The organism is Bradyrhizobium nanningense (assembly GCF_004114535.1).
Classification (GTDB): domain Bacteria; phylum Pseudomonadota; class Alphaproteobacteria; order Rhizobiales; family Xanthobacteraceae; genus Bradyrhizobium; species Bradyrhizobium nanningense.
The window spans coordinates 128,725-151,988 of sequence record NZ_LBJC01000027.1; the positions used below are offsets into that span (position 1 = coordinate 128,725).

The 23,264-nt window shown below is 64.3% G+C and carries 22 protein-coding genes; 15 read left to right on the top strand and 7 right to left on the bottom strand.

Features of this window, described 5'->3' with window-relative positions; all coding sequences use genetic code 11:
* Nucleotides 1-18 precede the first annotated feature (18 nt).
* The gene (locus tag XH84_RS22580; RefSeq protein ID WP_128919794.1) at nucleotides 19-1,200 is read right to left on the bottom strand and encodes an ABC transporter substrate-binding protein; all 1,182 of its coding nucleotides are present in this window, start codon (nucleotides 1,198-1,200) and stop codon (nucleotides 19-21) included.
* 60 nt (nucleotides 1,201-1,260) lie between these two features.
* Here XH84_RS22580 and XH84_RS22585 point away from each other — a divergent pair, with 60 nt between their 5' ends.
* Complete coding sequence (locus tag XH84_RS22585; protein WP_128919795.1) at nucleotides 1,261-1,833, top strand: DUF3280 domain-containing protein; 573 nt, start codon at nucleotides 1,261-1,263, stop codon at nucleotides 1,831-1,833.
* A gap of 42 nt (nucleotides 1,834-1,875) precedes the next feature.
* On the opposite strand, the gene fghA is transcribed toward XH84_RS22585, so the two are convergent.
* Both fghA and XH84_RS22595 read right to left on the bottom strand, forming a co-directional pair.
* Nucleotides 1,876-2,721, bottom strand: a complete 846-nt coding sequence (gene fghA, locus XH84_RS22590) for an S-formylglutathione hydrolase (RefSeq protein ID WP_128919796.1) — start codon at nucleotides 2,719-2,721, stop codon at nucleotides 1,876-1,878.
* Nucleotides 2,722-2,798: 77 nt separating this feature from the next.
* Nucleotides 2,799-3,419: a response regulator gene (locus XH84_RS22595; RefSeq protein ID WP_164936295.1), complete on the bottom strand. Its 621-nt coding sequence runs from the start codon at nucleotides 3,417-3,419 to the stop codon at nucleotides 2,799-2,801.
* Nucleotides 3,420-3,632: 213 nt separating this feature from the next.
* Here XH84_RS22595 and XH84_RS22600 point away from each other — a divergent pair, with 213 nt between their 5' ends.
* The 9 genes from XH84_RS22600 (at nucleotide 3,633) to XH84_RS22640 (ending at nucleotide 14,473) form a co-directional block, all read left to right on the top strand.
* A complete protein-coding gene (locus tag XH84_RS22600; protein WP_128948500.1) occupies nucleotides 3,633-4,991 on the top strand; it encodes a histidine kinase in 1,359 nt (452 codons plus the stop codon).
* Nucleotides 4,992-5,154: 163 nt separating this feature from the next.
* A complete protein-coding gene (locus tag XH84_RS22605) occupies nucleotides 5,155-7,626 on the top strand; it encodes a TonB-dependent receptor (protein ID WP_206734131.1) in 2,472 nt (823 codons plus the stop codon).
* A gap of 68 nt (nucleotides 7,627-7,694) precedes the next feature.
* Complete coding sequence (locus XH84_RS22610) at nucleotides 7,695-8,057, top strand: hypothetical protein (protein WP_128919874.1); 363 nt, start codon at nucleotides 7,695-7,697, stop codon at nucleotides 8,055-8,057.
* 148 nt (nucleotides 8,058-8,205) lie between these two features.
* On the top strand, nucleotides 8,206-8,373 hold the full coding sequence (locus XH84_RS39940; RefSeq protein WP_164936296.1) for a hypothetical protein: 168 nt from the start codon (nucleotides 8,206-8,208) through the stop codon (nucleotides 8,371-8,373).
* A gap of 58 nt (nucleotides 8,374-8,431) precedes the next feature.
* Complete coding sequence (locus XH84_RS22615) at nucleotides 8,432-8,833, top strand: hypothetical protein (RefSeq protein ID WP_164936297.1); 402 nt, start codon at nucleotides 8,432-8,434, stop codon at nucleotides 8,831-8,833.
* A gap of 373 nt (nucleotides 8,834-9,206) precedes the next feature.
* Nucleotides 9,207-10,778, top strand: a complete 1,572-nt coding sequence (locus XH84_RS22620; RefSeq protein WP_128919800.1) for a hypothetical protein — start codon at nucleotides 9,207-9,209, stop codon at nucleotides 10,776-10,778.
* 122 nt (nucleotides 10,779-10,900) lie between these two features.
* A complete protein-coding gene (locus tag XH84_RS22625) occupies nucleotides 10,901-12,358 on the top strand; it encodes a GH1 family beta-glucosidase (protein WP_128919801.1) in 1,458 nt (485 codons plus the stop codon).
* 236 nt (nucleotides 12,359-12,594) lie between these two features.
* Nucleotides 12,595-13,827, top strand: coding sequence for an acetyl-CoA C-acetyltransferase (locus tag XH84_RS22635; protein ID WP_128919803.1), 1,233 nt, complete (start codon nucleotides 12,595-12,597; stop codon nucleotides 13,825-13,827).
* Between the two features lie 343 nt (nucleotides 13,828-14,170).
* Entirely contained in the window at nucleotides 14,171-14,473 is a 303-nt protein-coding gene (locus XH84_RS22640; RefSeq protein ID WP_025037698.1) for an HU family DNA-binding protein, read from the top strand.
* Nucleotides 14,474-14,543: 70 nt separating this feature from the next.
* On the opposite strand, the gene XH84_RS39945 is transcribed toward XH84_RS22640, so the two are convergent.
* From XH84_RS39945 to XH84_RS22655, 4 genes are all read right to left on the bottom strand, one after another.
* Complete coding sequence (locus XH84_RS39945) at nucleotides 14,544-14,708, bottom strand: hypothetical protein (protein WP_164937393.1); 165 nt, start codon at nucleotides 14,706-14,708, stop codon at nucleotides 14,544-14,546.
* A complete protein-coding gene (gene lon, locus XH84_RS22645; protein ID WP_128919804.1) occupies nucleotides 14,705-17,086 on the bottom strand; it encodes an endopeptidase La in 2,382 nt (793 codons plus the stop codon). The genes XH84_RS39945 and lon overlap by 4 nt, the downstream gene beginning before the upstream one ends.
* A gap of 8 nt (nucleotides 17,087-17,094) precedes the next feature.
* Entirely contained in the window at nucleotides 17,095-17,478 is a 384-nt protein-coding gene (locus XH84_RS22650) for an Hsp20/alpha crystallin family protein (RefSeq protein WP_128919805.1), read from the bottom strand.
* Between the two features lie 180 nt (nucleotides 17,479-17,658).
* Nucleotides 17,659-18,225, bottom strand: a complete 567-nt coding sequence (locus tag XH84_RS22655) for a YciE/YciF ferroxidase family protein (RefSeq protein WP_128919806.1) — start codon at nucleotides 18,223-18,225, stop codon at nucleotides 17,659-17,661.
* Nucleotides 18,226-18,366: 141 nt separating this feature from the next.
* On the opposite strand from XH84_RS22655, the gene XH84_RS22660 reads away from it, so the two are divergent.
* The 5 genes from XH84_RS22660 to XH84_RS22685 all read left to right on the top strand — a co-directional run bounded on the left by XH84_RS22660 (nucleotide 18,367) and on the right by XH84_RS22685 (nucleotide 23,249).
* Complete coding sequence (locus tag XH84_RS22660) at nucleotides 18,367-18,993, top strand: MarC family protein (RefSeq protein ID WP_128919807.1); 627 nt, start codon at nucleotides 18,367-18,369, stop codon at nucleotides 18,991-18,993.
* 157 nt (nucleotides 18,994-19,150) lie between these two features.
* Nucleotides 19,151-19,804, top strand: a complete 654-nt coding sequence (locus XH84_RS22665) for an L-fuculose-phosphate aldolase (RefSeq protein WP_206734132.1) — start codon at nucleotides 19,151-19,153, stop codon at nucleotides 19,802-19,804.
* A 12-nt stretch (nucleotides 19,805-19,816) separates the two neighbouring features.
* Nucleotides 19,817-21,604: a chloride channel protein gene (locus XH84_RS22670; RefSeq protein ID WP_128919808.1), complete on the top strand. Its 1,788-nt coding sequence runs from the start codon at nucleotides 19,817-19,819 to the stop codon at nucleotides 21,602-21,604.
* 185 nt (nucleotides 21,605-21,789) lie between these two features.
* A complete protein-coding gene (locus tag XH84_RS22675; protein ID WP_128919809.1) occupies nucleotides 21,790-22,194 on the top strand; it encodes a hypothetical protein in 405 nt (134 codons plus the stop codon).
* Nucleotides 22,195-22,973: 779 nt separating this feature from the next.
* Nucleotides 22,974-23,249: a hypothetical protein gene (locus XH84_RS22685; RefSeq protein WP_128919810.1), complete on the top strand. Its 276-nt coding sequence runs from the start codon at nucleotides 22,974-22,976 to the stop codon at nucleotides 23,247-23,249.
* Nucleotides 23,250-23,264 lie beyond the last annotated feature (15 nt).

The window sequence follows — 23,264 nt, forward strand, 5'->3', positions numbered from 1 at the left end:
TCCATCGCATCACTTCGCTCACTTCAGCTTGCATTTGCTCTCCGGACGATCATAGCCGAGCGTGTCGAGCTCGGAGACCTGGTGCAGAAATCCCTCCTGCGGCGAGACCGACACCACCATGCGGCCGTCGACCAAAAGGATCGGTTGGCGTAGCTGCCAATTCCAGTCGCGCAGGGTCAGTCGCGTGCCCTTGAACGCGGCGACCGAGAAATCCGGGCCCTTGATGAAGTCCGTCACCTTCTTGACGTCGCCGGAATTGGTGCGCGAGGTCGCTTCGCCGATCATGCGGGCCGCGGTCCAGGCTTGCATGTCGAGCGCGGTCATGCGCCGCGAGTTCAGCTTCATGAAGCGGTTCTGCATCTGGATCGCGCCCCACTGGTCCTGCGCTGCGTCCCAGCTGCGCGGCACGAGGCCGGCCGAGCCTGCGACGGGGCGGGGATCCCAGGTGCGGTAGGGCAGATAGGCGCCGAACACCTCGCTCTCGTCGGCGGCGACGAGCACGTCATAGGCGGGCGCGCCTTGCGTGAACACCGGCATCTGGCGCTGGATCAGCGTCACGCCGCTGTCGGTGCGGCGCGCGCCGCCCTTGTCCTCGAAAGTCTTCTCCTGCACGATCTTGGCGCCGAACCGCGCGGCGGTGCGCCGGAGCGCGTCCGCGAACAGCTTGTCCTCGTCATGCGAGCCAACCACGAGCAACCAGCGCGACCACCTCTTCCAGACGAGATACTGGCCGAGCGCATCGGCCAGCATCGCGCGCGTCGGCGCGGTGTGGATGACGTTGGCGCGGCAATCGGCCTCGCGCAACCGCTCGTCGATCGCCCCCGCATTGAACAGAAGCGTGCCGCGATCGCGCAGGGCATCCGAGACTTTCAGCAGAGCATCGGCCGGCAGGTCGGTGATGATGAAGCCGTTCTTCTCCGCAAGCGTGGTGGCGGCCTGCACCGGGTCCTCGCCCTCCCTCATGCGGCGCTCTTCCAGCGCGAACCGCTGACCAAGGAATTTACCTGTGGTGTTGTTGTCCTCGATCGCGAGGCGCGCGCCGGCGACGCCGTCATTCTCCGCAGGGAGATCGACCAGCGACAGCGTCGATCGGGTAGGAGCGACGCCGAGATAGCCGACGCCGATCACGGCAGGCTCGGCCGCGAGCGCGCTCGTCGCAGCAAGACCAAAGCCGATCAGACCGGCCAACCATCGGATCATGTTTCCTCCGAACGATCCCCCCGGCTTGACCGCAGGTGGAGAATTGTCTCTGCTTCAAGCATGACCAATTTGTCAGGGCATGCAACCCCGCATTTCGCCCCCGCGCATGTGAGGCCCGGAATCACGATCATGCGAGCATTGACGGTGATCGCCGCTTTGCTGTTGACGCCTTCGGTCGCGCGCGCCGATCCGCCGAAGCTGGCCGTGTTCGATTTCGAGCTGATCGACACCAGCCTGCCGGGCGAGTTTTACGGCTCCAAGCCCGAAGAGGCGCGGCTCGTGCTCATCAGCGAGCAGCTGCGCAAGGAATTGACTGATTCCGGCAGGTTCCAGGTGCTCGACATCGCGCCGATCAGGGATGCCGCCCGTCACGCCAATTTACAGGCCTGCGGCGGCTGCGATCTCAAACTCGCCGAACAGCTGGGCGCCGAGCTCGAGATCACCGGCATGGTGCAGAAGGTCTCGAACCTGATCATCAACCTCAACATCTATCTGCGCGATGTGAAGACCGGCAACATGATCGCCGCGGCGAGCGCTGACATGCGCGGCAACACGGATGAAGCCTGGATGCGCACGATGAGCTATTTGATCCGCAACCGGTTGCTGGCGCCGAATTACGGTAAGCGGGAGTAGGATTTCTTCGCCTCTCCCCGCGTGCGGGGGAGGGAGAAGGCCTCACCCCTTCAGCTTCTCCGCATGCCAGTGCAGATGATCGCCCATGAAGGTCGAGATGAAATAATAGCTGTGGTCGTAGCCTGCCTGACGCCGCAGCGTCAGCGGGATGCCCGCCTTGGTGCAGACGGCTTCAAGCAGCTCCGGCTTCAGCTGTTCTTTCAGGAAATTGTCGGCTTCGCCGACGTCGACCAGGAAGCCGGAGAACTTTGCGCCGTCCTCGATCAGTGCCACCGTGTCGTGGCTGCGCCAGGCGTCCTTGTTCGGTCCGAGATAGCCGGTCAGCGCCTTGATGCCCCAGGGCACGAGCGAGGGCGCCACGATCGGCGCGAACGCGCTCGCGGCGCGATAGCGGTGCGGGTTGCGCAGCGCCACCGTCAGCGCGCCGTGACCGCCCATCGAATGACCCATCACCGATTGCCGTTTGGCGTCGACGGGAAAATTTCCCGCCACGAGCTTGGGCAGCTCGTCGGTGACATAGCTCCACATCCGATAATTACGCGCGAACGGCTCTTGCGTCGCATCGACATAGAAGCCGGCCCCTAAGCCGAAATCATAGGCATTGTTGGCATCGCCCGGCACGTCGGGGCCGCGGGGTGAGGTGTCGGGCGCGACGAAAATCAGGCCGAGCTCGGCGCAAGCCTTGCGGAATTCGCCCTTCTCGGTGACGTTGGCATGCGTGCAGGTGAGGCCGGACAGATACCAGACCACGGGCAGCTTCGCGCCCTCGGCATGCGGGGGAACATAGACCGAGAACACCATGTCGGTTCCGGTCGCCTGGCTCGCATGGCGATACACGCCCTGCACGCCGCCGTAGGATTTGTTGGTCGAGACAGTCTGAATCGTCATGCCTTAAGCTCCGTGGCATCTCACCACATCAAGATTGCAACGCTCGTGTGTCCGAATTTGTGGCGGCGGCCCGCGGGTCAGGCGACACCGCTGTCGATCGCCAGCCGCACCAGCTCGACCGAGGTCTTCACCCCGAGCTTCTGGCGCATGATGGACGAGGTGTTGGCGACCGTCTTGTACGACGACTGCACCAGCCAGGCGATCTCCGACAGGCTCTTTCCGGCGCTGAGCAGCCGCAGGATCTCCATCTCGCGCGCGTTCAGCTTGGATAGCGGGCTTTGCGCCAGCGCCGGCCCCGCAAAGGCGATGCTGCGCGCGATCGCGCTCGGCAAGTAGGTGCCGCCGCAGCCGACGGCGCGGATCGCCTCGACGAGGTCGTCGGGATCGCCGGTCTTGGAGACGTAGCCCTTGGCGCCGCATTCGATCGCGCGCGCGGCAAAGGCGGGGTCGTCGTTCATGCTGAACATGATGATGCGGGCCTCGGGCGCGCGCTCGAGGATGCGGCGGGCGAGCTCGAATCCGGAGACGGTCGGCAAATTGATGTCGATGATGCAGAGGTCCGGGCGTTCGACGATGAAGACGCACTCACCGTCTTCCGCGTCGGCGGCCTCCAAAATCTCGATCTCGCCCTCGTCGGCCAGCACGGCGCGGCAGCCGGAGGCGACGATGGGATGATCGTCGACGATCAGAATGCGCATAGGCGTTCCCCGAGACAGCGTTTCCTGTGACGAACTTGCCTGCTCTGCGCCGCATGATACCGACATGGGACAGGCGCGTGAGCGATGTGTCCGAGCTCGCCTCATGCAACCCGGCCGGGATTGCTGTACGCTTCCGATTAGATATCCACCGCTTCGCCTCTGTCAACGTCATCGGACAGCGGCGGGCAAGGCTTCGCGAGGCACGGGCGACCAATGTGGCAAAATCTATCCTTGCGCGGGCGTATCAACCTCCTGCTGGCGCTGCTGCTGGCGCTGGGACTCGCCGTCAATATCGGCCGCCAGGTCGCGGAGGCGGGTCCCCGCGTGCAGGCCGAGGACCAGAGCGTGATCCGCCTCGCGCGCGAGTTCATCGAGATGATCGTGGCCGATCTCAACGAAGCGCCCAATCCGGATGCCAGGCTGAACCAGATCGCGCGCGACCTCAGCCGGCTGCGCCATGTCAGCATCACGCTCCGGGATACCGGCGGCAACCCGCAGGCGCCGCCGCGGCTTGATGCCGATGCCGACACGCGCGGGCCGCCGGCCTGGTTCGTCAGCCTGGTTCATCCCGAGCAGACGGCGGTGAGCGTGCCGGTGTCGATCCATGGCAAGCCCGGCTCGCTCCTGATCACCTCGCATCCCGATGACGAGATCGCCGAGATCTGGGACGGCATCGTCACCCAGCTCGAGGTCGGCTCGGTGATCGCGCTGGCGCTGTTCTTCCTGATGATGAATGTGGTCGGCCGGGCGCTGGCGCCGCTGCAGTCGCTGGCGGAGGTGATGGGGAAGCTCGAAGGCGGGCACTACAAGGCCCGTGTCACGCCGGGCGGCGCGCCGGAACTGGCCGCGATCTGCACCAAGCTCAACCACCTGGCCGCGACGCTTCATGGGGCGGTCGAGGACAAGCGGCGGCTCGCCGAGCGCACCGTGTCGCTCCAGGACATCGAGCGCAAGGAGATCGCGCGCGAACTCCACGACGAGTTCGGGCCGTATCTGTTCTCGCTGCGCGCGCATGCCAGCGCGCTGGCGAAGCAGGCGGATGGACGCGCCCTGAACGCGGAGGCGGTGCGCAAGCACGGCAGCGCCATGCTGGAGCAGATCAATGCGCTCCAGCAGTTCAATCGCCGCGTGCTGGAGCGCCTCCGCCCCGTCGGCCTCGCCGAGCTCGGCCTGCGCCAGGCGCTGGAATCGCTGTCGAGGCTGTGGCGGGAGTCGCATCCCGATGTCGCGATCGAGACCGTGATCTCGCCGTCGCTTGGGGTTACCGGCGAGACCGCCGATCTCACCATCTACCGCATCGTGCAGGAGGCGCTCACCAATGTGTTCCGCCACGCCGGCGCGACCTCGGTCAATGTCGTGATCGAGCCGGTTGAGCAGACGGCTCACGATGGCCGCTTCTGCGCCCGGGTACGGGTCAGCGACAATGGCCGCGGCATGGAGCCGGGCCAGAAGCTCGGCTTCGGCCTCGTCGGCATGCGTGAGCGGATTCTGGCGCTGGGCGGCACGCTCAACGTCGTGTCCGGCGACGGCGGCTTGACGGTGGAAGCGCTGGTTCCGACCGCTGCTGCCTGATCGTGCCCGAGGCGATCGGGAAAAATTCCCGATTTCGTCGGGAAAACGGGTGCGGATATTGCCCGACCTTTTGTGGCTGGCGCACCCATTGCGGCCGAATACACTCGTCCCGACCAATCGGCGAAGAGCAAAACAGCCGGTGGTCGCGGATGGGAAGGCGGGGATGGGCAAGGTTCTTTGGTTCAAGCGTCGTTTGTTGATGGCCTCGGTGTCAACCGGTTTGCTGTCCGCCGTGCTGTCCGCAAGCCCCGCCGGGGCAGCGCAGGACGAGGAGACGAACGTCCAGAATCTGCCGCCGGTCGAAGTGACGGCGCCGCCGCCATCGGTGGCGCGGCGTACCGCGCCGACGCGGCCGGTCGCGCGCATCGGCGCTGCGTCGTCCGCCAGTGCCCGGACGCGCATCTACGTCTACCCGACTGCGCCGGGCACCGGCAGGGGTCTTGACGTCGACAAGGTCCCATCGTCGATCAACGCCGTCGATGCCAGCCAGATCAAGCGCACCGGTTCGCTGAACGTCACCGACGCGCTGCGCGACAACATCGCCGGCGTCAACATCACCGAGGTCACCGGCAATCCGTTCCAGCCGGACGTCGAATTCCGCGGCTTTGTCGCCTCCCCCGTGACGGGCACCCCGCAAGGCCTTGCGGTGTATCAGAACGGCGTCCGCATCAACGAAGCCTTCTCGGATGCCGTCAATTGGGACCTGATCCCGACCGCCGCGATCAGGTCGGTGACGCTGGTGACCAACAATGCCGCCTTCGGCCTCAACGCGCTGGGCGGCGCCATCAACCTGCAAATGAAAGACGGCTTCACCTATCAGGGCGCGGAGCTCGATCTGATGGGCGGCTCGTTCGGCCGCATCCAGGGCTCGGCGCAATGGGGCAAGCAGGTCGACAAGAACTACGGCGTCTATGCCGCGCTCGAAGGCCTGCGCGACAACGGCTTCCGCAACTTCTCGCAATCGACCGTGCGGCGCTTCTACGGCGATGTCGGCTACAAGGCCGGCGACAGCGAATTCCACGCCAATATGGGCGTCGCCAAGAACGATTTCGGCGCCAACGCCACCGTTCCGGCCGAGCTGCTCGACAAATATTGGGGCGCGACCTACACCACGCCGCAGACGACGTCCAACCGCGTCGGCTATCTCAACCTGACCGGCAAGGTCGATGCGACGCCGACCTGGACGCTCGAAGGCACCGCGCATGTGCGCAGGTACGAGCAGAAGCTCGTCGACGGCAATCCGACTGACGTGCAGGAATGCGCCGATCCGGCGTTGCTCTGCTTTGGCGATGACGCCACGCCCGCGAACGGCGCAGGCGGAGTGCAGCTTGCCAATCCCTTTACGCCGGGAACCATCCTCGGCGAGATCGACCGGAGCACCATCCGTTCGACCAGTTTCGGCGTGTCGGGCCAGGCCACCAACACCGATCAGTTGTTTGGGCACGACAACCGCTTCGTGATGGGCGCGAGCTATGACGCCGGCGTCACGCGCTACGACGCCACCGCCGAGATCGGCTCGATCGGAGAGAACTACGTCGTCAGCGGCAGTGGGCTCTTCCTGGGACCGACCGGCCAGCCGCAAACAGTTGCCGGTCCCGTCTCGCTGCGGACCGTCAATCAATATAACGGCCTGTATGCGATGGACACGTTCAACGTCACCGATGCCTTCGCCATCACCGGCGGCGGCCGTTTCAACGTGGCGCGCATCTCGCTGGAAGATCAGCTCGGGACCGATCTCAACGGCGACCACACCTTTACCCGTTTCAATCCCGTCATCGGCGGCACCTACAAGATCACGCCGGAGCTGACCGCCTATGCCGGCTATTCCGAGGCCAATCGCGTGCCGACGCCGCTGGAGCTCGGCTGCGCCGATCCTGTCCGGCCTTGTCTCCTTGCGGCGTTCTTGGTCTCCGATCCCCCTCTCAAGCAGGTCGTATCCAAGACCGTGGAAGCGGGCCTGCGCGGCACCAGGGAGCTGAACATCGGCACCCTCGGCTGGAAGCTCGGCGGCTTCCGAGCCACCAATTATGACGACATCGTCGCGATCCCCGCCGTCGGGCGCACTGGCTTCGGCTATTTCTCAAATGTCGGCCGTACCAGGCGGCAGGGCTTCGAGGCCGAAGTCAACATCAAGTCGCCGACGCTCCAGTTTCAGGCGAGCTACGCCTTCGTCGACGCGCGTTACCTAGACCCGCTCGAGCTCGGGTCGGAAAGCCCGTTTGCCGATCCGGCCACCCATACCATCCACGTCTCTCCCGGCAACCAGCTCCCCGCGATCCCCCGCCACCGCGTCAAGGTTGGCATCGACTATGCCGTGACCGATGTCTGGAAGGTCGGCGGCAACGCGCTGTTCGTCTCCAGCCAATATCTGGTCGGCGACGAGTCGAACCAGTTCGCAAAGTTGCCATCTTATACGGTTTTCAATCTCCACACCTCCTACCAGGTCACGAAGAACATCCAGCTCTATGGCAAGGTCGACAACATCTTCGACAAGCGTTATGCGACTTACGGACACTTCTTCGACCGCGGGGCCTTGCCCAACTTCACCAATGGCGGCGCAGATTTCACCGACCCGCGCTCGTTGAGCCCGGCAAGGCCGCGCGCGTTCTACGCGGGGATCCGGGTGACGTTCTAGGCACGGCTGCCGCGCCCCTCGTGTCCGCGATGGCGCTCGCTGAGCTTGCAGAATATTCCGCCTCCGGCATGATGGCTTCGGAGGCCTGCTTTGCCGTGTCGTTGAAGAATCCGGATGCCGTCGCTTCGATCGTTGCAGCGCTTCGGCACGTCTACGGCGATGAGATCGCGCGACTTATGCTCGTCGAGGGTATGAGCCTCGCCGACTTGATCGATGCGATGTTCTCCGCGCCGTTGAGCCACCGCGAGGCCGTTCGAGACATCACCGACGGATTGGACGATTTTGTCGTTTCACCGAACCTCGGTCTGATGTGGCACCTCAGATACATCTATGCGGATGAGCCCGGATCCCTGCACGTCGTGGACATGGAGATCGCCACGCCGAATGGCACGCTGGCAAGCAAGGACGTCTGGCTTCGTCTGTCCTCTTAGAGGGGCGGCGCTTTGGATGATTTGATCTCGGCGCCGGCGAAGGTCCGGCGGCGTCATCTTTACTAATCAGAAACCATGTCAAATGATCCGAAAACTTTAACGAAACCACTCGGTGGTCTCCGCGTCAGTTTGTCGGAGGACCCGTGTGATGACAGAGCGCCAATTGAGAGAGCAGGAATGCCGGATCGCGCGTTATCGGCGTCTGGAGCGGGAGGTGACGGATCCGCTGGCCGCGTATCTGCTTCACGGAATCGTCGAGGAGCTCGAAGCCGAGCTGCGCAAGGACAGGCCGGATTGGCACGGGCCGCATGATTAACGCTTTTTTAGCGCTAATCATGCGGATGATGTGGAGGATTGCCAGGGAGACTGCTCCCATGCTCAAGGACGGGACATATGCGGCGTGGTACAAGACGCCGCTCGACCAGGGGACCGGGATCGTCCATGTCGCGAACGGACAGATCTGGGGCCGCGACAGCCTGATGACGTATCACGGCTCGTGTCGGGTCGATGGAGATCACTTCACTGCCACCGTGTCGACGAAGCGCCATACCGACGGACGTGCAACGGTGTTCGGCGTGGAAGACGAGCTCACTTTGGACATCGAGGGAAACTGCCCCGGCAAGATCGCGACTTACACCGCGACGGCACAACAAGTGCCCGGAATGATTCTTCAGGGAACGCTCATTCTCACCGAACAGCAGGAACCTTCGCGCATCGAGCCGCCTCCGGCGTTCAACCCCGGCAAGCTGCCAAAGTTGCCGAAGCGCTCGCGCTGATCGAGGCCGTAGCACCAGTCGACTGATCGTTGAACCGGCATCTTGCCAGCGACGACCCGAACTTCGACCCCAGCAAATTCCGGCTCTGCGGCTGCCTCGCGCTTGTTGAGCTCGGCAAGTCCATGGTCACCCGGTGCAGAATGCGGACCCAGGCGGGGTCCGCAGCGGACATGCACTGTTAAGGAAGCCTTTGCAGCGGAAGCCCCGTGCTTCCAATCTGCAAGCTGAACTTGCCAAAAGCTCGGGATGCTCTTCCGCGGGGTAGATATCCCGCGCTCACTCAACCGATTAACGTGCTGTTAGCAGACTCTATCGCAAATAGTTCCGCAGGATAACGACAACCCGGCCGGGTTCCAGCACCCGGAGCATTTGCGTGAACGTACCGGCTCCCCTGACCGCAGAAGATTTCGTCGCACGCACCGCTCGCTCGGATCGATCGGTCGCGACCGTGGTGTTCGCCCTTCTGGCCGTCGCCTCGTTTCTTCCGACGCTGCTTGTCCCCATTCCGGCGATGGGGGATTACGTCAACCATCTCGCCCGCATGTATCTTCTGACCGAAATGGGCACCGCCAATGCCAATCCATACTACCAGGCGGCATGGGCTTTCTATCCGAATCTGGCGATGGACTTGGTGGTTCCGCAGATGGCGCGGCTGCTCGGCGTTGAAAATGCCACCCGGCTTTTTCTTCTCTTCAGCCAGATACTCGTCGTCGGCGGCGCGCTTGCGCTCGAATGGGTCGTGAAGGGGCGCGTTCACCTCGCCGGTTTCGCGGCGTTGATGTTCCTTTACTGCCTTCCGTTCTCCTGGGGATTCACCAACTTCGAATGCGGCCTCGGCATCGCGCTTTGGGGCATCGCCGCCTATCTGGCCATTGCCGGCCGATCAGCACCCGTACGTCTCGCGGTCAACGCAGCTTCCGTCATGGTGCTGCTTGCGGCGCATTTCTTTGCCCTGGGCGTCTACGGCGCGACGCTCGGATTCTACGAATTGTGGCGCGCTTTCGACCGGAAATGTTCCGTGCGCGAGATCGCGCTCCGGTTCCTCACGCTTGCAACACCGGCGGTCGTGCTATTGGCGACAATGAAGCTGGCCCACGGCTCGGTGGGAAACGAGGGCACCCTCTGGTATTTCGATTGCAAGCTGCTCTGGCCGTTCTTCATCGTCAATGGCTACAGCATGGCTGTCTCAGGAGCTAGCGCGATCGTGCTGCTTGTGGCGGTATACATTGCGGCGAGATGCCGTGCGCTCAAGTTGATGCCTGCCGGGATCTGGATCGCAGCCGGCTTCGCGTTACTCTATCTTGCTATTCCGCCAAGGCTATTTAACACGGCGTACGCCGATATCCGAGTTCTCCCTGCAATTGCCTTGATACTTCCGGCTTTTGGCTTGCTGTCGTTGCCCGATCGACGATGGACGATGGCTGCGCTCGTCATTGTCTGCGGCATCACGCTCGCAAATCTGGGCGTGGTGCTCAATGTCTGGCTCTCTTACCGTTCGGAGTACGCGGCCGTCATCAAGTCCCTCCAGCATATCGACCGGGGCTCGAAGATACTGATTGGGACCAGCGCGGAAGGCGAGGATCCGCCGTTCGAGGATCTCACACAATTCCCCATATATTACGCGCCGACGCTCGCCGTGCACTATGCCAATGCTTTCGTGGCGAACGTGTTCACCGAGACGGGCAAGCAGCCGATTCAGGTGCGCGACGATGTCCGCCGGCTCAGCATACCCAACGGCACGCCCGTGCCGGTGCGTTGGCTGAGCGCCATCTTCGAAGGAAAAACAGCCGTGCCCGAAGGCAGGGCTGCCATCCGCACCTGGTATCGAGACTACGACTACCTCTATTTGGTTGGCCCTGCCATGGCGAACCCGCTGCCAGACCTGCTTGAAGAATTGGACAGGTCCGGACGCTTCGCTCTCTATAAGATCCGCCGCGCACCCTGAGAGGCAAGGCAATTTGCCACGTCCGGCAATTCTGCACCCTCAGCCCTCGGCTCCCCGCTTCTCAAACCGCCCTGGACTCGCCATTGTGCGCCCGCAACAGGCTCGGAAGCGGAGAAGCATCAATGTCGGACAAGGTCTCGCGTCGCCGGTTCGCGAAACTCGCGGGGCTGTCTGCAGCCGGTCTGACCGGTTCGCTCGATGCGGCCGAGGCGAGGCCGGCAGCAGCGCCGCGCACCGGCTTTCCGGCCGGCTTTGTCTGGGGCACGGCCACTTCGTCCTATCAGGTCGAGGGCGCCGTCAACGAGGACGGGCGAGGGGCCTCGATCTGGGACAAGTTCGTGCGCATCCCCGGCAAGATCGAGGACGGCACCACTGGTGACCGCGCCAATGAGCACTATCACCGCTACAAGGAGGACATCGCGCTCATCAAGACGCTCGGCTGCAAGGCCTACCGCTTCTCGGTGGCGTGGCCGCGGCTGTTTCCGGACGGCGACGGCAAGCCTAACCCGAAGGGGCTCGACTTCTATAACCGGCTCATTGACGAGCTCTTGAAGAACGGCATCGACCCGTGGCTGACGCTCTATCACTGGGACCTGCCGCAATCGCTTGAGGATCGCTTCGGCGGCTGGCGCTCGACGGAGACCTGCAAGATCTTCGGCGACTATGCGGCCTATGTCGCCGAGCATCTGACCGATCGCGTCAAAAACGTCTTCACGCTGAACGAGAGCGGCCGCTTCGTCTATTTCGGCTACGGCATCGGCATCGACGCGCCGGGCTTGAGACTGCCGCAAGCCGAGGTCAACCAGATCAGGCACAACAGCGCGCTGGCGCACGGGCTCGCGGTCCAGGCGGTGCGCGCCCACGGCCGGCGCGGCACCAGGGTCGGGCCGGCCGAGAACGTCGATGCTTGCGCGCCCGCGATCGACACGCCGGAGAACGTTCGCGCTGCCGAGATCGCGCTGCGCGAGATGAACGCCGGCTATCTCAACGTCATCATGACGGGCCGCTATACCGACGCCTTCCTGAAATTCGCCGGGCCCAACGCGCCCAAATACACAGATGCGGAGCTGAAGATCATCTCCTCGCCGGTCGATTTCCTCGGCCTCAACATCTACGCGCCGCAGAACTACGTAGTGGCCTCCGACCAGGGCGCGGGATTCATGCCGCTGCCGATTCCGAAATCGTTCCCGCACATGAATTCGGACTGGCTGCGCATCGGACCCGAGACGATCTATTGGGTGCCGAAGCTGGCGGCCAAGATCTGGAAGACGGATGCGATCTATATCAGCGAGAACGGCGCCTCCGGCGACGATTTCGTCACGCCCGACGGCAAGATCTACGACACCGACCGCATCATGTACCTGCGCAATTATCTCGCCCAGCTCCAGCGCGCCACGGCGGAAGGCGTGCCGGTGCGCGGCTATTTCCTCTGGAGCCTGATGGACAATTTCGAGTGGATATACGGGCTGAACAAGCGTTTCGGGCTGTACCATGTCAATTTCGACACTCAGGTCCGGACCCCGAAGCTCAGCGCCAGCTTCTACCGCAACGTGATCGCGAACAACGCGGCAGGGGCGTGATCGCCGCCGTCGTGTAGAGGCCGTCATGCCCGGGCTTGTCCCGGGCATCCACGTTTCCTCGCGCGGCGTGCCAAGGCGTGATGGCCGGGACAGGGCCCGGCCATGATGTCGTGGAGGCTTTCAGCGCTAGCCGTGCAGCGGAAAATCCGGGTGAGAAGCGGTGAACGCCGCGCATTGACTCTCCTCTCCCCCTTATCCAAAACCGTCCTCAACGCTTACAACAAGAGGACACGCCCATGACCGACGCACTCATCATCGATGCCTGCCGGACCCCGCGCGGCGTCGGCAAGGCCGGCAAGGGAGCGCTTTCGGGCATTCATCCGCAGCAGCTGGGCGCAACCGTGCTGCGCGCGCTCGCGATGCGCACCGGCATCGACACCGCCGATGTCGACGACATCGTCTGGGGCTGCAGCGCGCAGGTCGCGACGCAAGGCGGCGATCTCGGCCGGATGTCGGCGCTCGATGCCGGCTACGACGTGCGCGCCAGCGCCGTGACGCTCGACCGCTTCTGCGGAAGCGGCATCACCAGCGTCAACATGGCCGCGAGCTCGATCATGGCGGGCGCGGAAGACCTCGTCATCGCCGGCGGCTGCGAGATGATGTCGATGGAAGGACGCCGCGGCTCGGGTCCGATGATGATGGACAACGGCAATCTGCGTCTGCGCGCGCGGCATCCGCAGTCGCATCAGGGCGTCTGCGCGGATGCGATCGCGACGCTGGAAGGCATTACCCGAAGGGACGTCGACGCGCTCGGGCTGGAAAGCCAGAAGCGCGCCGCGGATGCGATGGCGAACGGGTACTTCAAGAAGAGCCTCGTGGCCGTCCACCGCGAGGACGGCAGCCTTGCGCTCGACCACGAGGAGTATCCGCGGCCGCAGACCACGATGGAGGGTCTGAGCAGCCTGAAGCCGGCATTCCCTGCGATCGCCGACTACGCGCTGGACGACAAGGGCACGACCTATCGCGGCCTGATCCTGCAGAAATATCCTGATATCAAGATCGATTTCGTGCACCATGCCGGCAACTCGTCCGGCGTCGTCGACGGCGCCGCCGCGATCCTCTTGGCCTCGCCCGCTTACGCCAGGGCGCATGGTCTTAAAGCCCGCGCCCGTGTGGTCGCGATGGCGAATATGGGGGACTCGCCGACCCTGATGCTGAACGCGCCGGTGCCGGCGACGCGCAAGGTGCTGGCGAAGGCGGGCTTGACCGTCGACGACATCGATCTGTTCGAGATCAACGAGGCGTTTGCGGTGGTGGCGGAAAAATATATCCGCGACCTCAAGCTCGATCGCGCCAAGGTCAACGTCAATGGCGGCTCGATCGCGCTCGGTCATCCCATCGGTGCCACCGGTTCGATCCTGATCGGCACCGTGCTCGACGAGCTCGAACGGCGCGACCTCAAGCGCGGTCTCGTCACCATGTGCGCCGCCGGCGGCATGGCGCCCGCCATCATCATCGAGCGCGTCTAGCCAAGCGCTCGCTCACTTTCTCCCTGTTTTTACGGGGAGGAAGACCGGCGACATCGATCCGGCCCTTATTTTTCAGGGTGAATCGCACTCCGCCTTACTCAAAGGGGCCGGTCGTCGCTTGTCGAAAGCGGCGAATCAGTTCTAGCAAGATGTCGTGCGGGCCTTTGAAACAAGGCAAAATCCGCTGCCTGAGGCTTCTTTCGCTCCGGAAGTAGCTAAAAAGCAGGGTTTTTTGCCACATGGGCGCAAAAAAGCCCGCAAAACCGCGACAAAACTGTGCAGAAGGCTATAGGCCTTCGCCGGTTGGTCTAATATGCAGCCGTCACGAATCAGAGGAGACACGATGGCAACCCAAATGTCCAAATCGCAGCTGATCGAAAAGATTGCGACCGCTACCGAGCTTTCCAAACGCGACGTCAAGAACGTCATGGAGACGCTGACCGACGTCGGTCACAAGGAGCTCAAGAAGAACGGCCTGTTCCTGGTGCCGGGCTTCGCCAAGTTCGTGGTCATCAAGAAGCCCGCGACCAAGGCACGCAAGGGCACCAACCCGTTCACGGGTGAAGAGATGATGTTCAAGGCCAAGCCGGCCCGGAAGATCGTCCGCGCCCGCCCGGTCAAGGCGGCCAAGGACGCCGTGGGCTAACGACGCAAAGGCCCCCTTGGTAGAGGGGGCCTTTTGGTTGGGGCAGCCGCGAGGACTTGAGACGGAGGGCTCAACCCTTGCGGCGCTTCACCCGGACCGGAATCGGTTGAAGCTGCGGCCCGGGCGCCGCCAGCGCATCGCGAACCCGGTCGATCGCGCGATCGAGCAATCGGCGCAGCCGCTGCGTCTTCCGCGATCCCTTCGCTCTTTCCAGCAGTTTCTTCATCGCATTCACTCCGCCGCTTCGACCTTGGCCCCGACCGGCTCCAGCGCCGCCGCGATGGCTTCGTCGACGCGCTCCAGCCAGATGAATTCGAGGTTGTCCCGCGCGCTCTTCGGGATGTCGTCATAGTCCCGCTTGTTGCGCGCCGGCAGCATGACCCGCTTCAGGCCGGCGGCCGCGGCTGCGACCACCTTCTCCTTGATGCCGCCGACCGGCAGCACCAGGCCGCGCAGCGAGATCTCGCCGGTCATGGCGGTATCGCTGCGCACCGTGCGATTGGTGAGCAGGGACGTCAGTGCCGTGAACATCGCCACCCCGGCGCTGGGCCCGTCCTTCGGGGTCGCGCCCGCGGGGACGTGAACGTGGATGTCGCTCTTCTCGAACAGCTGAGGATCGATGCCGAGCTGCGCGGCACGGCTCTTCACCAGCGTCATCGCAGCCTGCACGCTCTCGCGCATGACGTCGCCGAGCTGGCCGGTCAGGATCATGCCGCCCTTGCCGGGCACCCGGGAGGCTTCGATGAACAGGATGTCGCCGCCGACCGGCGTCCAGGCAAGGCCGGTGGCGACGCCCGGAACGCTGGTGCGCTGTGCGATCTCGCCTTCGAAGCGCGGCTGGCCGAGCACGGTGGCGATGTCCTTCGCCGCTATCACGACCTTCGCGGCCGTGCCCTCGGCGACCTGCACCGCGGCATGCCGGAACAGCTTGCCGATCTCGCGCTCGAGGTTACGCACGCCGGCCTCGCGGGTGTAGCCCTCGACCACCAGCTTCAGTGCTTCCGGCTCGATCTCGGCCTGTTCGGGTGTCAGGCCATTGGCCTCGAGCTGCCGCCGCACCAGATAGCGCCGCGCGATCTCCAGCTTCTCGTCCTCGGTGTAGCCGGCGAGGCTGATCAGCTCCATGCGGTCCAGCAGCGGCCCCGGGATCTGGTCCAGCATGTTGGCGGTCGCGATGAACACCACGCGCGACAGATCGAAGGGCACGCCCAGGTAATTGTCCCGGAACGTCCCGTTCTGCTCGGGGTCCAGCACCTCCAGCATGGCCGCCGAGGGATCGCCCTGCACGCCACGCCCCATCTTGTCGATCTCGTCCAGCATCATGACGCAGTTGCGTGCGCCGGCCTTCTTGATGCCCTGAATGATGTTGCCCGGCAGCGCGCCGATATAGGTGCGCCGGTGGCCGCGGATTTCGGCCTCGTCGTGCACGCCGCCCAGGCTGACGCGCACGAAGGGACGGTCCATCGCGCGGGCGATGGATTGGCCGAGCGAGGTCTTGCCGACGCCGGGCGGACCGACGAAGCACAGGATCGGCGCCTTGCTCTGCGGTGCCAGCTTGCGCACCGCAAGATATTCGATGATCCGGCTCTTGATCTTCTCCAGGCCGAAATGGTCGGCGTCCAGGATGGCTCGCGCTTCCTTGATATCGATCGGCTTCTCCGCGGGCAGCGCCCAGGGCAGCTCGATCAGCCAGTCGAGATAGGTGCGGACCATGCCGGCTTCGCCGGCAGCCTCCGGCATGCGCTCGTAGCGACGCAGCTCCTTCTTGGCGTGCGCGTCGGCCTCGGGCGGCATGTTGGCCTTGGCGATGGCAGAAGTCAGCTCGGCGACCTCGGCCGCCTTGCCGTCGCCTTCGCCGAGCTGGCGCTGGATGGTCGCCATCTGCTCGCGCAGGATCGCCTCGCGCTGCCGCTCGTCGAAGGAGGCCTTGGTCTTTTGGCCGATTTCGTTGGAGATGCGCAGCACCTCCAGCCGCTCGGCCAGGTGCTTGGACACCTTCTCGACGCGCAAAACGAGGTCGATGGTCTCCAGCACCTCCTGCTTGTCCTGCGGCTTGATGTCCATGAACGAGGTCGCCAGATCCGCCAGCGCACCGGGCGCACTGGTGCCCTGGAACATCGCGGCCAGCTCGGGCGGTGCCTGCGGCAGCAGCTCGATCGCCTCGATCGCCTGGCGCTGCAGGTTCAGGGCGCGCGCCTCGATCTCGGGCGAGGTCGTGGTCGGCTCGGGGATCTGCTGGAAGCGCGCAACGGGGAACGGCGTCCCCGGCAGGAAGTCGAGCAGGCGCGCGCGCTGCACGCCCTGGCAGACGATGTGGTGGGTGCCGTCGGGCGCGGTGATGTAGCGCACGATGTTGGCGATGGTCGCGACCCGGTAGAGATCGTCCGGCCCCGGCTCCTCGGTCGTGGGGCTGCGTTGCAGGACGATGCCGACCGGCCGCTGCTCGCGCAGCGCCTGCTGCGCGGCGGCGATCGACCTTGCCCGGCCGATCGTGATCGGCGCGATGGCGCCGGGGAACAGCACCATCTCGCGCACGGGGATGATGATCAGCGCGTCGTCGGGGATCTTCACGTCGTTATTGGTCTGTTCGTTGTTCATCTGTTCGGTGGCCATGATCGACCTCAGGATTTGGCGAGGCGCAGTGCGACGCAGCCGTCCATCACGAAGCGGCTGATGGCGTAGCGGCCGAAGGGCAATGCAATGCGGCGCTCAAAACGCCCCTGCGGCAGCTCGAGCCGGTGGATGCGGGCGTTGCGGAGCTCCGGCGGAAGGGTGCGCTGGCCGGAGATGACGAGCACGCCGTCATGAATGACAGTCTCGACGTTGTCCGGATTGACGCCGGGAAGCGCCACCAGGATCAGAAGCTCGTGCTCGGTTTCCAGCACGTCGATCGGCGGCTCCCAGCAGGCTTCCTGGCGGCCGAACTGCTGGCGCAGCCGGTCGGCGCGGGTCAGCGAGTCCAGGGCTTCGGACAGCATCCAGTCGAGGGGATTTTTGGGTTGCATGGCAAGTCTCGGGGGGAGGCGCTGCGATTGGAAAAACAGCATATGGGGATGGTTCCCCGGAAATCCAGCGCGCGTCCGAGACATGCCTGCCCTCGACCGAGGAGCCCTTGCAGTCAAACGCATTGGCGCCGCGGACATGTTCCCGCGGCGCCGTCGGCAACATTCAGGCCACGCACGGCATCAGGCTGCGGCGCGGTACTCGTCTTCCGCTTCGAGGTTGATCACAGACGTCGCGAGCTCGGTCAGCGTGTGGTCGGTCGCCTCTTCCTCGTCGAGCGTCGCCTGAAGCAGCCTTGCCGCGTCCTGCATGCCGAGCTCCTCGGCCCAGGTGCGCAAGGTGCCGTAGCGGGAGATCTCGTAGTGCTCGACCGCCTGGGCGGCCGCGAGCAGTCCGGCATCGAGCGCCGGTGCTCCCTTGAACTCCTTCATGATCTCGGCGCCCTCGTCGGTGATGCCGTTGATCGCCTCGCAGGGCTTGCCGCGTGCGGGCTTGCCCAGCATCTTGAAGATCTGGTCCAGCCGCTTGACCTGGCCCTGGGTCTCGCGCAGGTGCTTGTTGAAGGCGGCCGTCAGATCCTTCGATTGCGCCGCCTTGGCCATCTTCGGCAGGGTCTTGATGATCTTGTTCTCGGCGAAATAGATGTCCTTCAGCGTCGCCAGAAACAGGTCGCTCAGCATCTTCGGCGCCTGACGCGGCCGGCGCGAAGCGGTCTTCTTGGTTGCGCGTTTCTTCGCTCGTTTAGCCATATGTCCTCCTCTTGAGGTGACACGGGAAGGCGTCGCCTTCCGCAATCCTCAGGCGATCAAGACTCTTCGAAAGCAAATGTTCCTCGCGAAGGCCGCCGCGAGCCGCTAAGGCTTGCTGCCTGAGCCACGCCCGAGACGCCCATGCTTGATTTCTCCCTGTCCGCTTTCGTGACGCTGCTGCTGGTGGTCGATCCGGTCGGCCTTGCACCGGCCTTTCTGGCAGCCACCGGAGGCATGCCCGACAAGGTCAAGCGGACGATCGCGTTGCGAGCGCCGCTGATCGCGGCCTCGATCCTGGTGATGATCGCGCTGGTCGGAAACTGGCTGCTCCGCCAGCTCGGGATCGGCATTCCCGCCTTCCAGATCGCCGGCGGACTGCTGCTGTTCGGCGTGTCCTACCAGATGATCTTCGGCGATCGTCCGCATCGCGAGGCCCGCGAGGCCGACAAGGCAACAGCGGAGCACGCCTCAGATGTCGCGGTGTTTCCCCTGGCCATCCCCATGATGGCCGGCCCGGGGGCGATTGCAACCACGCTGCTCCTTTCGGGCGACGCCGGCCATGGGGCAAGGCTCGCGATCATCATCGCCGTCGTCCTCTCGGTCTGCCTGCTTTGCATGCTGTGCTTCGTCTCAGCTCACCTGATCGCGCGCACCCTCGGACGCACCGGGAATGCCGTGCTCTCGCGCGTTCTCGGCATGCTGCTCGCCGCCTATTCCGTGCAGTTCGTGATCAACGGGATTGCGGCCGTCCGGAGCAGCCTGTCATAGGGCTGCGACAATCCGTGAATCCATTGGTTTTGCCGTCCGTTTCGTGGTTTTGCAGGAAAGGCGCCATGGCGGCACCCGATCCGGGCCGCTTTCGCTTGCACTGCCATGTTGCTTTGACGTACTTCCGGTCTAACAAGTCCATCGTCGGGAAAACGGGATGTCGGTGACAGCAGACGAGCTCGCCAAGAGACAGGCCATCATCGACGCCTGCCGGCGCATGAACGCGCTCGGCATCAACCAGGGCACCTCGGGCAATATCTCTGTCCGGCATGTGGACGGGCTTTTGGTCACGCCGACCAGCGTGCCATATGAGGCCATGACCCCGGACCAGATCGTCTTCATGACCATGGACGGCGCACATGCGCCCGATCAGAAGCCGTCGAGCGAATGGCGGTTTCACCGCGACATCCTGAAGTCGCGGCCCGATGTCAACGCCGTCGTGCACGCCCATCCGACCTATTGCACCATCCTGGCGATCATGGGCATGGAGATTCCACCGGTGCACTACATGATCGCGGCGGCCAGCGGCGACAGCATCCGCTGCGCGCCTTATGCGACGTTCGGAACCGCGGAATTGTCCGAGCATGCGGTGCGGGCGCTGGAGGGCCGGCTTGCGTGCCTGCTCGACCATCACGGCATGATCGCGATCGGCAAGACACTGGACAAGGCGATGTGGCTCGCCGTCGAGGTCGAGACGCTGGCGCGGCAATATCACGGCTGTCTCCAGATCGGACAACCGCCGCTGCTCTCCGGCGACGAGATCGAGCGGGTCCGCCAGCGCATGGCCGGCTACGGCCTGTCGGAAGGGTAGGGCAGGCAGAAAGTGTTCGTGCGGATCAGGCATATCGTCGATCGCAAGGGAACGAACCGGACCATGGTTCGGCTGCGCGCCCTCTTGCGCAGCAACGAGTTCTACCTGATCCCGCTGGCGCTGGTGATTGGCACGCTGGCCGGGGCGACCGTGACGCTGATGGCCGAGATCGCGCAGATCGCCCATGTGGTGATCTACGGCATCCCCATCGACGTGCGCCTCTCGTCCAACGCCTATGTGAGCCCGTGGGCGGCACTGATCGCGCCTGCGCTCGGCGGGCTGGCGCTCGGCATCATGGAATGGTCGCGGCGGCGCATGAAGATTTCGAGCGCGGTCGACCCGATCGAGGCGAACGCGCTGCGCGGCGGCAATCTGTCGATGCGCGACAGCGTGGTGGTGTCGAGCCAGACGCTGATCTCCAACGGCTGCGGCGCCTCGGTCGGCCTCGAGGCGGGCTATACCCAGATCGGCTCGGGGATCGCTTCGCTGCTCGGCAAGTTCTTCAATCTGCGCCGCAACGATCTGCGCCTGATGGTCGGTTGCGGCGCTGCCGCGGCGATCGCGGCGGCGTTCGGCGCGCCGATCACCGGCGCCTTCTATGCCTGCGAGCTGATCGTTGGCGTCTATTCGGTCGGCAGCGCGGCCCCCATCCTGGCAGCCTCGCTCGCCGGCGCGTTGACCGCGCAATGGCTCGGCGGCGCGCCTTATTCGCTGGAGATCCCCAAGGTCAGCGCCGTCGGCGTCGAGCAATATCTGGCACTGATCGGGCTCGCGCTCGTCACCAGCGGCGTCGGCATCGCCGTGATGCGCTCCTCGCCGACGTTCGAGCGCCTGTTCGCCTGGATGCCGGTCTGGCTGCGTCCGGTGATCGGCGGTCTCATCGTCGGCGGTTTCGCGATCGTCACACCCCAGGTCCTGGCGGCCGGCCACGGCGCCATGGTGCTCGATCTCTTTCACGAGATGGCGATCGGCATGATCGCGCTGATCATCGCCCTGAAGGTGACGGCGTGCCTGATCTCGCTGGCCTCGGGCTTCCGCGGTGGCCTGTTCTTCGCCTCGCTGTTCGTCGGCAGCCTGATCGGGAAGTTCTTCGCCGAGCTGCTGGAGCTGATCAGTCCGAACTTCGTGATCGACCCGCTGGTGGCGATGCTGACGGGCATGGCGACGCTCGGCGTCGCCATCGTCGGCGGCCCGCTGACCATGTCGTTCCTGGTGCTCGAGATGACCCGCAATGTCGACGTCACCGCCGTGGTGCTGGCCGGCTGCATCGTCACCTCGATCTGCGTCCGCTTCATGTTCGGCCATTCCTTCTCGACCTGGCGCCTGCATCTGCGCGGCGAGACCATCCGCAGCGCCAACGACGTCGGCTGGCTGCGCAATCTCACCGTGGAGCGCCTGATGCGCTCCGACGTCGGCAAGGTGCCCTCGACCACGACGATCGCCGCCGTCCGCCGCGAGTTCGTGCTGGGCTCGCGGCCCGGCGTCGTCATCGTCAACAATGCGGACGAATATGTCGGCCTCGTCCTGTTGCCCGATTTGTTCTCAAACGACCTCGACACCATCGCCGACGAAATCCAGGTGATCGAGCTGGCTCGCCTGATCGACATCGTGTTGATTCCGGAAATGAACGTGAAGTCGGCGATGGCGGTGTTCGACGAGGCCGAAGCCGAAATGCTGGCGGTGGTGGATTCCACCGACAGCCGCAAGGTGGTCGGCTTTCTCACCGAAAACTTCGCCCGCCGCCGCTATGTCGAGGAGATCGACAAGGCGACGCGGGGTGTGCTGGGCGCGCTGTCGTAAGCGACTTCTAACGGCGCAGCTGTTCATGATCCGCTCAGGTTGGAGGGTGCAAGCTGGATCCGGCCGTTCGGTTTACAATCGTTCAAAGCGTGGCAGATTGCCGCGATCAGGAAATCATTTCAGTGGTTTGCGCATTAAACGTGGTTTGCATATCTCTACGTTGCGCGAGAACATGGGAGGTCAAAATGACTGCTAGACCGATGATTTCTGCAGCCGGCCGCAACCTGGTGCTGGCCGCGTTCGCATGCCTGGCAATGGTCGCAACCTCCACATCGCCCTCGGCTGCGGCGTCCCTAGGGCCGGCTGAGGCGCTGTCCGCAAGGCCGGTCACGGCAGGGCAGGGCTCGTCCGACGTCACCGATTTCAGCGCAGCCCGGCGTCGCCATTACTATCGACGCGGGCCGAACGCCGCCGGTCTCGCCTTCATGGGCCTTGCGGCGGGGGTGATCGGCGGTGCGATCGCCGAGAGCCGGCGTCAGGAGTATTACGAGAACCGCTATTATTACGGCCCGCGTCCTTACTACGGTCCCGGCTATTACGGCGGCAGCCCCTATTATTACGATCCGGGCTACCGTTACGTGCCGTACTGAGCGATCTTTTTCGACGCTGCCCGGATTGGATTGCGCGCGAAGGGCGGTGCTTTGTGCCGCCCTTTTTTAGTGCGCTGGTACGTTCGTAGCCCGGATGAGCAAAGCTACATCCGGGGCCTTTGTGCTTGCCGCGCCAAATCCCGGCTATCGCTTCGCTCACCCGGGCTACGGCACCTTGCCTGTGTCGCGCTCTGTCAATCCGCTTCGCCAAAAATATTCCAATTTACCGAAATTCGGATTTGCTGCTGTGCGGTTCCTTCTGCGTGCGCTCCGGGCGATCCAGTATTCCAGAGGCGCCAGCGATAGAACCGAGAGGCCGCGGCGTACCGGATTCCCCGCCTTCGCGGACGCCTTCGCGGGGAATGACAGCGTCACTTGGAGAAGCAAGCTGACGCCTCAAACGCCGTCATTGCGAGGAGCCCTTGCGACGAAGCAATCCAGAATCCCTCCGCGGAAGGATTCTGGATTGCTTCCGCCTTTGCCAAGGCTTCGGCGGACAAGTCGCTTCGCTCGCAATGACGAGCAGGAGAAAGCGCGCGGCCACTCTCCGCTCCCGTGCCCCGAACGCAGCGGGGCGCTTCTTCAGCGGTGCGCTGCTGAGCCGGGACCCGAGCGGAGCCGGCGATGAACAGTTGCGCCCCCGAGGTCGTCTCGACCAGGCTGTGCTCAGGTCGCCCAGCCCATGCCGGCTAAATATTCGGCAATCATGCCCGCTGGCGCCGATGGACTTGCCCGCCGCAATCCGGTTCAATGGACCGATCGAGCTTTAGGCGACAACGATGTCGAGATATCTGCTGATCCTGCTGCTACTGGCCTCACCGGCGGCCGCGCAGGTCAAGATGACGGCGAAGACCGCGGCCGGACGTCAGGATCCCTGTGCTCCGATCGGGCGTACCGCAGACGGCAAGCTGGTCTACTCCATGGCATGCGAAAACCTGCCGGCACCGCTGCCGCCGCCGCAGGCGGAGCTGAAGGAGGCGCCGCAGCCTGCCGCCGAGCCGGAACCGGAGACGCGGCGGAGCGGCATTTTCGGCTGGTCCTACGACCGCAGGTGATGCGGCTGCGCCACT